Source organism: Streptomyces sp. NPDC107575 (assembly GCF_055657265.1).
Genome location: NZ_JBVKBG010000001.1, coordinates 1076584 through 1090617 on the forward strand (window position 1 = coordinate 1076584; position 14034 = coordinate 1090617).

The 14034-nt window shown below is 71.8% G+C and carries 16 protein-coding genes and 1 pseudogene; 8 read left to right on the plus strand and 9 right to left on the minus strand.

Annotated elements, in window-relative coordinates; genetic code table 11:
• Positions 1–7: 7 nt before the first annotated feature.
• Positions 8–784, minus strand: a pseudogene (locus ACZ7L4_RS05025) (slipin family protein); the annotation flags it as partial.
• 110 nt (positions 785–894) lie between these two features.
• Positions 895–1620 (minus strand): 2OG-Fe(II) oxygenase, encoded by a 726-nt coding sequence (locus ACZ7L4_RS05030; protein WP_472099759.1) that lies wholly within the window; start codon positions 1618–1620, stop codon positions 895–897.
• 274 nt (positions 1621–1894) lie between these two features.
• Between ACZ7L4_RS05030 and ACZ7L4_RS05035 the strand changes: the two genes are divergently transcribed.
• From ACZ7L4_RS05035 to ACZ7L4_RS05050, 4 genes are all read left to right on the plus strand, one after another.
• Positions 1895–2698 (plus strand): putative protein N(5)-glutamine methyltransferase, encoded by an 804-nt coding sequence (locus ACZ7L4_RS05035; RefSeq protein ID WP_472099761.1) that lies wholly within the window; start codon positions 1895–1897, stop codon positions 2696–2698.
• Between the two features lie 87 nt (positions 2699–2785).
• A complete protein-coding gene (locus ACZ7L4_RS05040) occupies positions 2786–3157 on the plus strand; it encodes a hypothetical protein (RefSeq protein ID WP_472099763.1) in 372 nt (123 codons plus the stop codon).
• Between the two features lie 85 nt (positions 3158–3242).
• On the plus strand, positions 3243–4121 hold the full coding sequence (locus ACZ7L4_RS05045; RefSeq protein ID WP_472099765.1) for a PhzF family phenazine biosynthesis protein: 879 nt from the start codon (positions 3243–3245) through the stop codon (positions 4119–4121).
• A 139-nt stretch (positions 4122–4260) separates the two neighbouring features.
• A complete protein-coding gene (locus tag ACZ7L4_RS05050; RefSeq protein ID WP_472099767.1) occupies positions 4261–5001 on the plus strand; it encodes a dienelactone hydrolase family protein in 741 nt (246 codons plus the stop codon).
• A gap of 39 nt (positions 5002–5040) precedes the next feature.
• Here the strand turns inward: ACZ7L4_RS05050 and ACZ7L4_RS05055 are convergent, their stop codons facing one another.
• Genes ACZ7L4_RS05055 through ACZ7L4_RS05065 form a run of 3 tightly spaced genes read right to left on the minus strand, consistent with a single transcriptional unit; the run spans position 5041 to position 6822 of the window.
• Complete coding sequence (locus ACZ7L4_RS05055; protein ID WP_472099769.1) at positions 5041–5709, minus strand: DUF4230 domain-containing protein; 669 nt, start codon at positions 5707–5709, stop codon at positions 5041–5043.
• A gap of 58 nt (positions 5710–5767) precedes the next feature.
• The gene (locus ACZ7L4_RS05060; protein WP_472099771.1) at positions 5768–6205 is read right to left on the minus strand and encodes a protein-tyrosine phosphatase family protein; all 438 of its coding nucleotides are present in this window, start codon (positions 6203–6205) and stop codon (positions 5768–5770) included.
• Positions 6202–6822, minus strand: coding sequence for a TetR/AcrR family transcriptional regulator (locus ACZ7L4_RS05065; RefSeq protein WP_472099773.1), 621 nt, complete (start codon positions 6820–6822; stop codon positions 6202–6204). The genes ACZ7L4_RS05060 and ACZ7L4_RS05065 overlap by 4 nt, the downstream gene beginning before the upstream one ends.
• Before the next feature lie 108 nt (positions 6823–6930).
• Here ACZ7L4_RS05065 and ACZ7L4_RS05070 point away from each other — a divergent pair, with 108 nt between their 5' ends.
• Positions 6931–7890 (plus strand): DMT family transporter, encoded by a 960-nt coding sequence (locus ACZ7L4_RS05070; protein WP_472099775.1) that lies wholly within the window; start codon positions 6931–6933, stop codon positions 7888–7890.
• Here the strand turns inward: ACZ7L4_RS05070 and ACZ7L4_RS05075 are convergent.
• Both ACZ7L4_RS05075 and ACZ7L4_RS05080 read right to left on the minus strand, forming a co-directional pair.
• Complete coding sequence (locus tag ACZ7L4_RS05075; RefSeq protein ID WP_472099777.1) at positions 7804–8952, minus strand: dihydrofolate reductase family protein; 1149 nt, start codon at positions 8950–8952, stop codon at positions 7804–7806. The two genes, ACZ7L4_RS05070 and ACZ7L4_RS05075, sit on opposite strands and share 87 nt — an antisense overlap.
• 37 nt (positions 8953–8989) lie before the next feature.
• Positions 8990–9961 (minus strand): glutathione S-transferase family protein, encoded by a 972-nt coding sequence (locus ACZ7L4_RS05080; protein WP_472099779.1) that lies wholly within the window; start codon positions 9959–9961, stop codon positions 8990–8992.
• 149 nt (positions 9962–10110) lie between these two features.
• Between ACZ7L4_RS05080 and ACZ7L4_RS05085 the strand changes: the two genes are divergently transcribed.
• The 3 genes from ACZ7L4_RS05085 (at position 10111) to ACZ7L4_RS05095 (ending at position 11410) form a co-directional block, all read left to right on the plus strand.
• Positions 10111–10647: an SRPBCC family protein gene (locus ACZ7L4_RS05085; RefSeq protein WP_472099781.1), complete on the plus strand. Its 537-nt coding sequence runs from the start codon at positions 10111–10113 to the stop codon at positions 10645–10647.
• A 74-nt stretch (positions 10648–10721) separates the two neighbouring features.
• Positions 10722–10958: a hypothetical protein gene (locus tag ACZ7L4_RS05090; RefSeq protein WP_385761443.1), complete on the plus strand. Its 237-nt coding sequence runs from the start codon at positions 10722–10724 to the stop codon at positions 10956–10958.
• A 107-nt stretch (positions 10959–11065) separates the two neighbouring features.
• On the plus strand, positions 11066–11410 hold the full coding sequence (locus ACZ7L4_RS05095; protein WP_399234406.1) for a VOC family protein: 345 nt from the start codon (positions 11066–11068) through the stop codon (positions 11408–11410).
• Between the two features lie 64 nt (positions 11411–11474).
• Here ACZ7L4_RS05095 and ACZ7L4_RS05100 read toward each other — a convergent pair whose 3' ends face one another.
• Both ACZ7L4_RS05100 and asnB read right to left on the minus strand, forming a co-directional pair.
• Positions 11475–11864 carry a VOC family protein gene (locus ACZ7L4_RS05100; protein WP_472099783.1) on the minus strand — a complete coding sequence of 130 codons (390 nt, stop codon included), beginning with the start codon at positions 11862–11864 and terminating at the stop codon, positions 11475–11477.
• Positions 11865–11992: 128 nt separating this feature from the next.
• A complete protein-coding gene (asnB, locus tag ACZ7L4_RS05105) occupies positions 11993–13834 on the minus strand; it encodes an asparagine synthase (glutamine-hydrolyzing) (protein ID WP_472099785.1) in 1842 nt (613 codons plus the stop codon).
• Positions 13835–14034: the final 200 nt, after the last annotated feature.

The window sequence follows — 14034 nt, forward strand, 5'->3', positions numbered from 1 at the left end:
CTCACGAAGCGGGCGGCTGGGGCTGCTGCTGTGCCCGCTCCAGGAAGCGCAGCAGCTCGACGGGGAACGGCAGCACCAGTGTCGAGTTCTTCTCGGCGGCGACCGCCACCACGGTCTGCAGGAGGCGGAGTTGCAGGGCTGCGGGCTGCGCCGACATCTCCTTCGCGGCCGCGGCGAGCTTCTTCGAGGCCTGCAGCTCGGCGTCGGCGTTGATGACACGCGCGCGGCGCTCACGGTCGGCCTCGGCCTGCCGGGCCATCGAGCGCTTCATGGTCTCCGGCAGCGACACGTCCTTGATCTCGACGCGGTCGATCTGCACGCCCCAGCCGACGGCCGGGCTGTCGATCATCAGCTCCAGGCCCTGGTTGAGCTTCTCGCGGTTCGACAGCAGATCGTCGAGGTCGCTCTTGCCGATGATGGAGCGCAGCGAGGTCTGCGCCATCTGGGAGACGGCGAACCGGTAGTCCTCGACCTGGATCAGCGCGTTCGCCGGGTCGACGACCTTGAAGTAGATGACCGCGTCGACGCGCACCGTGACGTTGTCCCGCGTGATGCCGTCCTGCGCGGGCACCGGCATCGTCACGATCTGCATGTTGACCTTGCGCAGCCGGTCGATCATCGGCACGACCATCGTGAACCCCGGCTCGCGCGCGCTGCCCGCCAGCCGTCCCAGGCGGAACACGACACCGCGCTCGTACTGCTTCACCACCCGGGCCGCTGCCGCCGCGTACACCAGCAGGACGCACACCAGTGCCACGCCCGCGATCGCCAGTTCCTGCACCATGGCGACACCCCCAGGTGTCCGAGTCCTCCGCTTAATCAACGATATGCCCGGTGTGCTGGTCCAGTCGAGAGGCGGGCGGGGTTACGGGACCGGGATGACGGGGCCGTGGCTCATTCCGCGTCGTGGAGCACGAGCCCCAGGGTGTGGCGACGGCCGGAGCGGACCGTGCTCACGCCGTGCCGCATCGGACCGTTCGACCAGCCGCGCACCGAGCGCACAGGCCGGTCACGCGTCGTGAACACCAGGGCGTGCCCCTGGAGCAGCGTGGTCGAGTGGCCGCGCGACTGGGCACGCGCCCGCTGCTCGGTCATCAGGAACTCGCCGCCGGTGAAGTCGACACCCGGCTCGTCCAGACCGATCACGACCTGCAGCGGGAACACCAGCTCGCCGTAGATGTCGCGGTGCAGCGCGTTCCAGTCGCCCGGCCCGTAGCGCAGCAGGATCGGTGTCGGCCGGGTCTGGCCCGCCGCGTGGCACTGGTCGAGCCACTCGTCGAGGGTGTCGGGCCACGGCGCGGCCCTGTTCAGGCGCCGCGCCCACTCGCGCGCGACGGGCAGCAGCCGCGGATAGAACGCCGCACGCAGCTCCCGTACGAGCTCGGGCAGCGGGTGGTCGAAGTAGCGGTACTGGCCGCGGCCGAACCGGTAGCGCTCCATGTCGATCGTCGACCGGAACCGGTGCACGTCGTCGTAGAGCGCCGCGACGGAGCGGCACTCCTCGGCGGTGAGCACGGGATCCGGGGTGAGCGCATGCCCGAACGCGTCGAGTTCCGCGCCGAGGGCGGCCCAGTCGAGGGCCTCCACGCGCGCGTGCGTGGCGGTGGTGGTGCCGGTCATGGCTGTGCGTCTCCGTAGGTGGGCGGTGGCGGCCAGGACACCAGCCTCGTCGGCTCCGGCGCCGGGTGCTGGCGGCAATCGGACGCGGTGTTCGGTGGGGTAATGTGGCCGCTCCGTGCAGCACCGCGAGGGAACGAGGAGGTGAGTCCGATCACCGTTGTGTCAGGTCGGGAGCTCCCTTCTCCCGCCGTACGCCCCGCCCGCTCGCGCTGAGCGTGGCCTCGGCCGTGCGGTGACCGGGAGCCCCCTCGGCATCCCGAGAGGCCACCCGCTTATGCCGCTTTCCCCTTCGACCGACTCGCTCCTTCCCACCGACACGGCCTCGCTGGTCGCGTCGCTGCGTGCCGCCGGCTGCGTCTTCGCCGAGGACGAGGCGCGCGTCCTGCGCTCCAGCGCCCGCGACGCCGCCGAACTGGCGGCCATGGTCGAGCGCCGCGCGAGCGGACTGCCCCTGGAACACGTCGTCGGCTGGGCGGAGTTCTGCGGGCTGCGCGTCGCCGTCGACCCCACCGTCTTCGTGCCGCGCCGCCGCACCGAGTTCCTGGCCCGCCAGGCCCTCACCCGTACGCCGCCCGGCGCCGTCGTCGTCGACCTGTGCTGCGGCACGGGCGCCGTGGCCGCCGTCCTGGCCGCCCGCCGCCCGGCCCGGCTGCACGCGGCCGACCTCGACCCCGCGGCCGCGCGCTGCGCCCGCCGCAACCTCGCCCCGCTCGGCGGGGAGGTCCACGAAGGCGACCTGTACGCGCCGCTGCCCGCCGACCTCAGGGGCCACGTCGACACCCTGGTGGCGAACGGGCCCTACGTCCCGACCGGCGACGTCGCGCTGTTGCCGCCCGAGGCCCGCGAGCACGAGCGGCGCATCGCCCTCGACGGCGGGCACGACGGCCTCGACGTGCTGCGCAGGGTGGCGGGCGAGGCCCCGGACTGGCTGGCGCCCGGCGGACACCTCTTCGTGGAGACCAGCGAGCGCCAGGCCGCCGCGGCGTGGGCGGCCGTGCGCTCGGCTGGCCTGCACGCGCGCGTGGTCGCGGACGAGGACCTGTACGCCACGGTCGTCATCGGTACACGCCCCTCCTGACATGGGGTTTGACCCGACGCGTCGCCGGTACCCGCAAACGACCTCGGACCACGGTCCGGGTACCGGCGACGAATAGGGAGAAGCACCATGACCGACACGCCTCCCGTCCACGGCTTCGCACCCGCGGTGGTGGGCGTCGCCCTCAGCGACTGCACACCACAGGACGCCGCCAAGGTCCTGCGCGTGCTGTGCACCGCCTTCCCCTCGGACCGCACCCCCACGGACCGCCCCGACGACGACGCGACGGTCTGGCTCACCACCGTGGACGCCGGTTCCCTGCCGGCGCCCTCCGAGGCGGCGCCCCTGGCCGAGGCGGTCACTGCGGACATCCAGGGCGGCCCCGAGGCCCTGGACCATGTGCGCGCGGCGCTGACGTCCGCCTTCACCCTCACCGAGGCGACCGCCGCCTCCGGCGACCAGGAACAGGAACTTCACGTGCGCCTGATGTCGCGGCACTGACCGGGGAATCCGGCGCGGGGCAACGGGCGTTGGTCGGGGAGACCGCATCCAGGACAGCACCGCCCGCGTGAAAGGCCCCGCCTCCATGACGAACACCGCGCCGACCCCGGCCGCCCCGAAAGTGCTGCACTACACCGCGTTCTCGACGAGCCCGGACGGCGGCAACGGCGCCGGTGTCGTGCTCGACGCGACCGGGCTCGGCGAGCGCGAGATGGTCGCGATCGCCGCCGACCTCGGCTACTCCGAGTCCGCGTTCCTCACGCCGGGACCCGACCCGGACGACAAGCGGTCCTTCACGCTGCGGTACTTCAGCCCCAAGGCCGAGGTCGACTTCTGCGGCCACGCCACCGTCGCCGCCGCGGTGGCGCTCGGCGAGCAGTTCGGCACGGGGGACTTCGAGTTCCACACCGCGGCCGGGCGCGTGCCGGTCGTCGTCAGCAGCGAGCACGGCGTCCTCAAGGCCACCCTCACCAGCGTGGAGCCGCGCGTGCACGACGCGGCACCCGAGGATGTGCGCGAGGCGCTCGCCGCGCTCGGCTGGCAGGCCGACGAGTTGGACTCCGCGCTGCCGCCGAGGATCGCCTACGCGGGCGTGCGGCACCTGGTCCTCGCGGCGGCAGCCCGGGACCGGCTGGCCGATCTGGACTACGACTTCGAGGCCCTGCTGACCCTCATGCGCCGGCTCGACCTGACGACCGTGCAGCTGGTGTGGCGCGAGAACCCGACCACCTTCCACGTGCGCGACCCGTTCCCGGTCGGCGGCGTCGTGGAGGACGCCGCCACCGGCGCGGCGGCCGCCGCCTTCGGCGCGTACGCCCGCGCCCTGGGCCTCGTGCCCGACGAGGCGCATCTGACACTGCACCAGGGCCACGACATGGGCCGCCCGTCCCTGCTGGAGGTCGACCTCAGCGCGGGGGACCCCCGCGTACGGGTGTCCGGGGCGGCGGTCCGCGTCCGGTGCTAACCTTTCGGAGGCCGTGCGAGAGAACGAGGAGGTGGTACCCGTGAACGAATCGACGTGGGTGCTCTCCTCCGGGGTCACGGTCGGGCGATAGGTCGTCGCCCGGGAGCGCCGTCTCTGTGCTCTCCCGAAAGGCACGACCATGCATTTCACTTCTGAACAGCGTCTCGACGACGGCGTCGTCGAGCGCTCCTTCACCCTCGGCGACATCCCCGGCATCCTGTGGACACCCGCCTCCGCGTCGGCGTCCGCGCCCGTTCCGCTGATCCTGCTCGGCCACCCCACGCTCGGCCTGAACAGGATGTACCCGCGGCTCCTGGGCAGGGCACAGCGCTCCGCGGAGGAGGGCTTCGCCACGGCGACCATCGAGCTTCCCGGCTGCGGTGAGCGGCCCCGTTGGCCCGCCGCCGAACAGGCGCGCGCCGACCTGCGCCGCGCCCTGCAGGCCGGGGAGCCGGTCGGTGACGAGATCATCGACGCCGTGATCCTCCCGCTCGTCGAGAAGTCGGTCCCGGAGTGGCAGGCCGCCCTGGACGCCCTGCTCGCCCAGCCGGAGATCGGCGGCCCGGTCGCCTACTCGGGCGGCGTGATCTCCATCGGCGTCCGCCTCGCGGCGATCGAACCGAGGATCGTGGCCGCCGGCCTCTTCGCCGGGAGCTTCGTGCCCCGCGCCATGTTCGAGGAGGCCCGCCGGGTCACCATCCCGCTGCACGTCCTGCTGCAGTGGGACGACGAGGGCAACGACCGACAGGCCGCCCTCGACCTGTTCGACGCCTTCGGCTCCAAGGAGAAGACGCTGCTCGCCAACATGGGCGGCCACACGGGCGTCCCGCGGTCCGCGGGGGAGGACGCGGCCGCGTTCTTCGCCCGGCATCTGCGCTAGTCCGGGCGTCTGCGCCAGGGGCCTGCCGAGGGCCCCTGGTCACGTCCCGTAGGAGACGTTCACGTCGCGGAAGCCCAGGGAGCCCAGCAGGCCCCGGAGCATCTCGGTCGTGTTGCGCTCGGCGCGGCCCGTGAGGTGGCTGTCCCGCGCGGCCTCGCCGATGTGCCGGGCGGCGAGTTGGCGCACCGCCTTCTCGTCGCCCGGGTTGTCGGAGAAGAGGTCGCCGAGCCGGTCGAGCAGGCCGCGCTGCTTCGCCACGGCGTACGAGCGGTCCGTGTCGAGCACGGGCGCGGCGAGCCGGGCGTGCGGCAGACGCAGCGTCGCGGAGGTCCGGTCGTCGTTCACGCGGACGTCGCCCGGGCCGACCCGGCCCAGGTCCACGTACGCGTTCACGCTGCCCGCACCGATGTAGAGCGTGCGCGTGCCCTGGATGGCGTCCGGCAGGTACTTGGAGTCCTTGTCCAGGTCGACCACCACCTGGTAGTTCCCGGCCGCCGCGTCGTAACGGCTCAGGTCCCGCACGGACTTGAGCAGCGCGGGCCCCGAGCGGTCGTGCGTCTCGGTGCCGAACACGCCGCCCAGGCGGTGCACCATGCCCAGGGCGGTGAACACGACCGCGAGCACCACGAGGAGCACGACCGCCGCCTTCGCCCACAGGGGGAGTCGCGCGGCCCTCGCCCACCGGGGCAGTACGGACCTCGTCGTCATGGGGAGGCCTCCTTCCCATGACTACGAAATGCCACAGAGGACGCTGATCACGCCCTTTTCACGAAGCTGCGAACCTCCGTACGTACCTCTTCTGCCACGGCGTCTCAACCGCCTCACGCCTGTAGTGCTCGCGTACGTAGGCGACGGCCACGTCCGCCGGTACTCCGTCCAGCACCGCTAGACACGCGAGCGCCGTTCCCGTACGACCGCGTCCACCCACGCACGCCAGTTCCACCCGCTCGTGCGCGCAGCGCCGCCAGGTCTCGGCGAGCACCGTACGCGCGCGTGCCCGGTCGGCGGGGAGCCGGAAGTCGGGCCAGCGCAACCACGTCGACTCCCAGTCCACGGGCGGGGGTTCGGCGCCCAGGAGGTAGACGCCGTACGTCGGGACGGGGCCGGTCGGCAGCGGATCGCGCAGCCCTCTGCCGCGCACGAGCCGCCCCGAGGGCAGCCGCAGCACGCCAGGAGCCCCGGCCTGCCAGGTCGTCGCCGTCACCGCGCGTCCTTCGCCGCGGACAGCAGGAACGCGGCCATCCGCCGCGCCCGCCCGAACGCGTCCGGGAACACGTCCAGGCCGTCCGAGACCAGCGCCCCCTCGTGCAGCAGCATCAGGGAACGCCCCAACTCCCTTGCGGAATCCGGCGCCACGTCCCCCGCGAGCCGGGTGAACAGCTCCAGCATCCACCGCTTCTGACCGGTGATCACCGCGTACGCGGGGTGCGCGGGGTCGCTGATCTCCGCGTGGGCGTTGACCATGCTGCAGCCCTTGCCGCTGTTGTCGCGCATCCACTCCTGGGAGGCGTCGAAGACGGCCAGCACCCGGTCGGCGGGGGAGAGTTCGGCGTCCTCGTGGTGGCGGGCGAGATAGGCGCGCCAGCGGGCGTCACGGGTCGCCAGATAGTCGACGACGATCTGCTCCTTGGAGCCGAACCGGTCGTAGAGCGTCTTCTTCGTGACACCCGCCTCGGCCGCGATCAGGTCCACGCCGACCGCGTGGATGCCGCGCTCGTAGAACAGCCGCGAGGCGGTCTCCAGGACCCTGCGCGCGGCCGGTGTGAGGTCGGGCCGGTCCGGATCGACGGCCGGCGGGGCGGGGTTCGTCGTCGTACGCATGCCTCCAGGCTATACCGATCTGTATAGTGGCGCCAGGTAAGCCGATCGGTATACCCGGGCCGTACGGCCCTCGACCTGAACCCGACCACGCGAGGCGGTGGCCGCGCCATGAACGTCCTTCTGTCCATCGGATTCGTCCTGACCTGGAGCTCCGGCTTCATCGGGGCCAAGCTCGGCGCCGGCGACGCGAGCGCCGTGACCACGCTCATGTGGCGGTTCCTGCCGCTGGCGCTGGTCCTGGGTGCCGTCGCGGTCGCGACCGGCAGGGAACGGTGGCGCGGGCTCGGAGCGCGCACGGTCGGGCGGCAGGTCGTCGTCGGCGCCCTCTCGCAGAGCGGATACCTGCTGACCGTCTACTACGCCATCCAGCTCGGCGTCTCCAGCGGCACCACCGCCCTCATCGACGGCACCCAGCCCCTGGTCGCGGGAGCCCTCGCCGGACCGCTGCTGCGGCAGTACGTCACCGCGCGCCAGTGGCTCGGCCTGTGCCTGGGGCTCGCCGGGGTCGTGGTCGTCACCACGGCCGACGCGGGCGCCGTCACGGGCGTCCCGTGGTGGGCCTACGGTGTCCCGTTCCTCGGGATGCTGTCGCTGGTCGCGGCCACCTTCGTGGAGAGCCGCTCGCGCACCAGGGTCGAGCCGATGGTCGCGCTGACCGTGCACTGCGCCACCAGCGCCGTCGTCTTCACCGGCCTCGCGGTCGCGCTCGGCGAGGCCGCGCCGCCCGCCGATCCGTCCTTCTGGCTGGCGGTCGCCTGGCTCGTCGGCCTGTCGACGTTCGGCGGCTACGGCCTCTACTGGCTCGTGCTGCGGCGCCGCGGCCTCACGCAGGTCAACACCTTGATGTTTCTGATGGCGCCCGTGACCGCCGTGTGGGGCGCGCTGATGTTCGGCGAGCCCTTCGGAGTGCGCACGGCGATCGGGCTCGTCCTCGGCCTCACGGCCGTCGTGGTCGTGCGCCTCGGCACGCGCGCGTACCCGCTACGGAGCGGCCGTGACAAGGTGGCGGTTGGGGAGCACCGCCGCGTCGGCCAGCTCCGGGACCTCCACCACGGTGACGCCCGCTGAGGCGAGCAGCCCGATCCCGTCGGCGCCCGGCACGAAGGTGTCCGGCTCCCGCCACGCCGTCACCACACGGCGGACCCCCGCCTCGACGATGAGCCGGGCGCAGGGCTTCGGACGCGAGGCACGGTGGGCGCACGGCTCCAGGCTGCTGTAGACGGTGGCCGCGGCCAGGCGCGGGTCGTCGGCGGCGAGCTTGCCGAGCGCGGCCTCCTCGGCGTGCACCACGGGGTCCTCGCCCTCGCGCGAGTAGCCGCGCGCCAGTTCCGTGCCGTCGTCCGCGACGACCACGGCGCCGACGCTGAACGCGGTCCTCGACGGCGGGCACTCGGCGGCCAGTTCGCAGGCCAGGCGCAGCCAGTGCCGGTCCGCGGCGGTGGCGGTCCCCCCGGGACCGGGGACGGTCGGCGCGTACCGGGTGACGATCACGTCCCCGACCCGTTCCGTGCCGAGCACCCGCATCCGGCTGCGCGGCCCGCCGGGATAGGAGCCGGGCCCGAACAGGCGCGGCGCGCCCGGCTCGCTGACCACCAACGGGGCGACGGCGAGCCGCAGTTCGTCCGCGAGGCCCAGCTGCAGCAACTGGGTGTGCACGCGCGCGCCGCCCTCGACGAGCAGCCGCCGCACCCCGCGCGTACCGAGGTCGTCGAGGAGCGCCGCCAAGTCGAGGTGCGGGCCGAGCTCCACCACGTCCGCCGCGCCACCTACGCGCGTGTGCGCGAGCGTGGCACCGGATTCCGTGGTGTACACGAGCCGTTCGCCGCCCGTGGTCCAGAACGGGTCGCCCGGATCCAGGTCCCCCGAGGCCGTCACCGCCACCTTCAGCGGGTAGGCGGGCCGCCCGTCGTCGACCCGCTTGGCGCGCCGCGCTTCGGAGTTGACCAGCAGCCGGGGCCGGTCCGCGCGCAGTGTCCCCGCCCCGACGAGGATCGCGTCGCTCGCCGCCCGCACCGCGTCCACCCGCTCGAAGTCCTCGGCGCCGGACAGCAGCAGCCGCTCGGGCCCGGTGTCGTCGAGGCACCCGTCGAGCGACACAGCGGCGGAAAGCAACACGTGGGGGCGGGACATGGCGACTCCGTGACCAGGTGGTTCGTACGCCCAGAGCCTATCGGGACGCGGGTGGTGTGCCGTCGCCGAACGGGCGCCCGCCCAGCTTCTCGCGCCCGTGCGGGGTCTCCCAGCCGGACGGGTCCGGGCCGAGCGGCACGATCCGCGTGGGGTTGATGCCGGTGTGCACCTGGTAGTAGTGCCGCTTGATGTGGTCGAAGTCGACCGTGTCCCCGAAGCCGGGCGTCTGGTAGAGGTCGCGCGCGTACGCCCACAGGACGGGGTCCTCGGCCAGCTTGTTGCGGTTGCACTTGAAGTGGCCGTGGTAGACGGCGTCGAAGCGGACCAGCGTCGTGAACAGCCGGACGTCCGCCTCCGTGATCGTGTCGCCGACGAGGTAGCGCTGGTCGGCGAGCCGCTCCGACACCGTGTCGAGGCGCGCGAACACGTCCCGGTACGCCTCCTCGTAGGCGTCCTGCTCGCTCGCGAAGCCGGCCCGGTACACGCCGTTGTTCACATCTCGGTAGATGCCGTCCATCACCTCGTCGATCTCGTCGCGCAGCGGCTCCGGGTACAGGTCGGGCGCGCCGTCCCGGTGCAGCGCCGTCCACTCGGTCTCCAGGTCGAGCGTCAGCTGCTGATAGTCGTTGGTGACGAGCTTCCCGGACGGTACGTCGACGATCGCCGGCACGCTGACGCCGCCCGGATACCCGGTCTCCCGCGCGTCGTAGGCCTCGCTGAGGTAGCGGATCCCGAGCACCGGGTCGCGGTCGTCCGGGTCGAGCGTGAAGCGCCAACTGCGGTCGTCCTGGATCGGATCGGCGACCGCGAGCGACAGCGCGTCCTCCAGGCCGAGGAGGCGGCGCACCACCAGGGCGCGGCTCGCCCAGGGGCAGGCCCTGCTCACGACGAGCCGGTAGCGGCCCGCCTCCACCGGCCAGCCGTCGCGGCCGTCGGCGGTGATCCGGTCGGTGAAGTGACTGCGGGACCGCTTGAATGCCTTCTTGCCGTACGAGGCGTTGCCGGGCACGTGGGTCTCCCTCCGGGGTCTGACACGATCCGTGCGCCCCGAGCCTGCCCGAGGAACGGCCCGCGCACCACCGCGGCGGAGGCGACTGTCGGCGGCCGGTGAGAAGGTCGGCAGTGGGCATTGACCGCGACGGCACGGAAGGCGCAGGCATGACGACCACCACCGGCAGCTACCTCACCCTGGACGACGGCCGACCCGCCGTCCGGTTCACCCGTACGTACGGGAAGCCGATCGACCGCGTCTGGCGGTATGTCACGGACCCGGCCGACCTCGCGCACTGGTTCCCGTCCAAGTTCGAGGCCGGCGAGCTGGGTCCGGGCGCCACGATCCGCTTCTTCGACGACCCGAACATGCCGGAGTCGGTCGGCACGGTCGTCGCCGCGGAGCCCCCGCGGCACTTCTCGTTCACGTGGGGAGGCGACGAGCTGCAGTACGACCTGGAGGAGCGCGGCGACGGCGGCACGCACCTGACGCTCACCAATGTGCTGGAGAGCGCGGCCGCGGCGGCTCGCAACGCGGCGGGCTGGGAGGTCTGCCTGCTCGCCCTCGACGCGGCGGACCGCGGCGAGCCCCTGACCGAGGACCACACGGGGGCGACGCCGCCGTGGAAGGAGTTCTACGACGCCTACGTCGCGGCCGGCTTCCCGTCCGGCGCGCCCGTGCCCGGCCTGGACGAGGGGTCCTGAGGCACACGCACCACGTGTGCGCACGGTCACATTCTGAATAGCGGGATCCCACGAACGGGCGCAAAATCGGACGCATGTCCTTTATGTCCGCGAGTGTGACGTGGCTCGGACTCGGCCTCACGGTCGGTACCGCGGGACTGGTGACCTACGGTCTTGCGGCGCTCCCGTGCGGGGCCTCTGTCCGGCAGGAGGATGCCGAGGCGGCCTGCCGCCCGGCCAGGCGGACGGCGCTCGCCCTCGGTGCGCTCGGCATCGCGGCGTTCGTCGTCGGGACGGTGTTCCTGTTTCTGGACGTGACGAACTTCGGCTGAGCGGCGGGCCGGGGAGCGCTTCGGGATTTTTTCGCGGAAGCCGTCACACATCCGTCGTGGCGCGTGTCGTAGCAGTGAGAGTCACGTATCGATTGAAGGAGTACTCCATGACCAGCGGTCAGCACACGATCATCGCCCCCGTTCGCGACCTCGCCGCCGCCAAGGCCGTCTACACCAAGCTGCTCGGCGTGGAGCCGTCATCGGACGAGGCGTACTACGTGGGCTACGACGTGGCGGGGCAGCACTTCGGGCTGAATCCGAACGGGCACCAGCAGGGGATGACGGGCCCCGTGGGCTACTGGACCGTCGACGACATCGCGGGGACGGTCAAGTCCCTGGTCGAGTCCGGCGCCGAGGTCGTCCAGGACGTCACGGAGGTAGGCCCCGGCCGGCGGATCGCCTCCCTGAAGGACGCGGACGGCAATGTCTTCGGAGTGCTCCAGGACAGCTGACCGGTCCTGGAACGGACGGTGGGGCCGGGCCCGAAGGCCACGGCCCCACCCGATCCCGGTCCTGCTACTTGTCACCGCTCCCGTAGGGGCGCGTGATCGCTTCCATGCCGTGGCCCGCGGGGTCCATGAAGTACACGCCACGGCCCCCGTCGTTGTGGTTGATCTCGCCGGGCTGCTTGCCGTGCGGGTCCGCGTAGTACGTGAGCCCCGCGTCCTTGATGCGCCCGAAGATCCCGTCGAACTCCTCCTCGGTGACGAGGAAGGCGTAGTGCTGCACGGTGATGGACTCGGCGGGGATCGTCGCGAAGTCCAGGGTCACGCCGTTGCTCAGTTCGAGCGGGATGAACGGGCCCCATGCGTCCCCTGCTTCGAGTCCCAGGATGTGTGCGAGGAACTCGGCGGACTCCCGGTTGTCCCGGGCGTGAACGATGGTGTGATTGAGCTGAACTGCCATGGTGGATTGCCTCCAGAAGGCAACTCCGGCACCTCCATGCCTCACCCGGTCGGTGACCGGCACGCGATGCTGCCCGGGATCCTATACACGGTACGGCGCACGGGGCCAGCCCGTTTTCGGCTCCGGTGTCAGTCCAGGACCAGCTCCGGGTCGTACATGTCGAGCCAGAGCGCCAGGTCGAGCGTGCGCTCCAGGCCGCGCCGCGAGGCCTGCATGATCTGCGGACTCTCACGGTGGGCGAGGGCGCTGAGCCGGTCCCGGTCGACGATCTCGAAGACCCGGTGCGAGGGCTTCGCGAGCAGGTCCTTGGCGTGCTCCTGCAGCGCGAGCGCGTACTTCGGGTCCTGCGTCGACGGGTAGGGGCTCTTGACCCGCTCGTACACGGACGTCGGCAGCACGTCCGCCGTCGCCTCGCGCAGCAGGGACTTCTCCCGGCCGTCGAAGGACTTCAGCGCCCACGGCGTGTTGTAGACGTATTCGACGAGGCGGTGGTCGCAGAACGGGACGCGCACCTCGAGGCCCACCGCCATGCTGGCCCGGTCCTTGCGGTCGAGCAGGACCCGCACGAAGCGGGTCAGGTGCAGATAGCAGATGCGGCGCATCCGGTACTCGAAGTCGCTCTCGCCCTCCAGGCGTTCGATGTCGCGCACCGCCTCGGCGTAGCTGTCGGCGGTGTATCCCTCCAGGTCGAGGCGCTTGGCGAGCTCGGGCCTGATCACGTCCGAGTCGTCACCCATGTGTCGGCCCATGCTGACCAGCCACGGGAACGCGTCCGCGGTGCGGGCCTCCTCGTCGAAGAACTGGAGGTAGCCGCCGAACACCTCGTCCGCCGACTCGCCGGACAGGGCGACCGTCGACTGCTCGCGGATCGCCTTGAACAGCAGGTACAGGGAGGCGTCCATGTCCCCGAGTCCCGCCGGCAGGTCACGTGCCCGGATGACGCGGGCGCGCACCTCGGGGTCGGCGAGCGCGTTCGAGTCGAGCACGATGTCCTGGTGGTCGGTGCCCGAGGCCTGCGCCACGTCGTGCACGAAGGGGGTGTCGGGCGTGCCCCGCAGCTCGTCGGCGACGAAGTTCTCGGCCTGGCCGAGGAAGTCGACCGCGAAGCTGCGCACCGTCTCGCCCTGACCGGCCAGCTGCTGGGCGGCGATCGCCGTCATCGCGGAGGAGTCGAGGCCACCGGACAGCAGCGTGCAGCGCGGCACGTCCGAGACGAGCTGGCGGCGCACGATGTCGTCGAGCAGCTCGCGCACCTTGGCGACGGTCGTCTCCTGGTCGTCGGTGTGCGGCTTCGTCTCCAGCGTCCAGTACGCGCGCTGCCGCAGTCCCGCACGGTCGACGGTGACGATCGTGCCGGGCTCCACCTCGTTCATGCCGTCCCACACGGCGTGCCCCGGAGTCTTCACGAACGTGAACAGCTCGCGCAGACCGTCCAGGGTGACCCGGCGTGCGGCGTTCGGGTTGGCGAGGATCGCCTTGGGCTCGGAGCCGAACAGCACGCCGTCCGGGGTCTCGTAGAAGTAGAAGGGCTTGATGCCCATCCGGTCGCGGATCATGACGAGCTTGTCGGCGCGGCCGTCCCAGACGGCGAACGCGTACATGCCGTTGAGGCGCTCGGGCAGGTCCTCGCCCCATTCGAGGTAGCCGTGCAGCACCACCTCGGTGTCGGAGTCGGTGCGGAACTCGTGGCCGAGGGCTTCGAGTTCGGCGCGCAGCTCGGTGTAGTTGTACGTCTCGCCCGAGTAGACCAGGGCGACGTTCCCGTCCGCCGTTTCGACGGTCATGGGCTGCCGGCCGCCCGGCAGGTCGATGATGGCGAGCCTGCGGTGACCGAGGGCCGCGGGGCCCTCGATCCAGGTGCCGCGGTCGTCGGGACCGCGGCACTCCATGGTCTGGGTCATCGCATCCACTGTCTCGGCCGAGGCCCGCAGGTCACGGTCGAAGGAAACCCAGCCGGTGATGCCACACATAACGCTTCCTCCTGCTCGCCGTACGGCCGTGGCCAACCGGGGCAACAAGTTGTACACGGCATCTATGTGTCGAGCGTGTGTCATGGCGGCGGGGTGGGTCAATGTCCCCGTAACACGCTGAAGGCGCCCGACCGAGCGGTTTCAGCCGCCGGTCGTGGCGCCAACCGGAATGATCCCCTTCGCAAATCCCTTGTGGCGGG

Bases quoted from the DNA above. Each gene is read 5' to 3' on its own strand.
- ACZ7L4_RS05090 (WP_385761443.1), top strand. From the start codon at position 10,722: ATGTCCTTTATGTCCGCGAGTGTGACGTGGCTCGGACTCGGCCTCACG.
- ACZ7L4_RS05075 (WP_472099777.1), bottom strand. From the start codon at position 8,952: ATGTCCCGCCCCCACGTGTTGCTTTCCGCCGCTGTGTCGCTCGACGGG.
- ACZ7L4_RS05045 (WP_472099765.1), top strand. From the start codon at position 3,243: ATGACGAACACCGCGCCGACCCCGGCCGCCCCGAAAGTGCTGCACTAC.
- ACZ7L4_RS05085 (WP_472099781.1), top strand. From the start codon at position 10,111: ATGACGACCACCACCGGCAGCTACCTCACCCTGGACGACGGCCGACCC.
- ACZ7L4_RS05095 (WP_399234406.1), top strand. From the start codon at position 11,066: ATGACCAGCGGTCAGCACACGATCATCGCCCCCGTTCGCGACCTCGCC.
- ACZ7L4_RS05055 (WP_472099769.1), bottom strand. From the start codon at position 5,709: ATGACGACGAGGTCCGTACTGCCCCGGTGGGCGAGGGCCGCGCGACTC.
- asnB (WP_472099785.1), bottom strand. From the start codon at position 13,834: ATGTGTGGCATCACCGGCTGGGTTTCCTTCGACCGTGACCTGCGGGCC.
- ACZ7L4_RS05040 (WP_472099763.1), top strand. From the start codon at position 2,786: ATGACCGACACGCCTCCCGTCCACGGCTTCGCACCCGCGGTGGTGGGC.
- ACZ7L4_RS05030 (WP_472099759.1), bottom strand. From the start codon at position 1,620: ATGACCGGCACCACCACCGCCACGCACGCGCGCGTGGAGGCCCTCGAC.
- ACZ7L4_RS05100 (WP_472099783.1), bottom strand. From the start codon at position 11,864: ATGGCAGTTCAGCTCAATCACACCATCGTTCACGCCCGGGACAACCGG.
- ACZ7L4_RS05035 (WP_472099761.1), top strand. From the start codon at position 1,895: ATGCCGCTTTCCCCTTCGACCGACTCGCTCCTTCCCACCGACACGGCC.
- ACZ7L4_RS05065 (WP_472099773.1), bottom strand. From the start codon at position 6,822: ATGCGTACGACGACGAACCCCGCCCCGCCGGCCGTCGATCCGGACCGG.
- ACZ7L4_RS05070 (WP_472099775.1), top strand. From the start codon at position 6,931: ATGAACGTCCTTCTGTCCATCGGATTCGTCCTGACCTGGAGCTCCGGC.
- ACZ7L4_RS05050 (WP_472099767.1), top strand. From the start codon at position 4,261: ATGCATTTCACTTCTGAACAGCGTCTCGACGACGGCGTCGTCGAGCGC.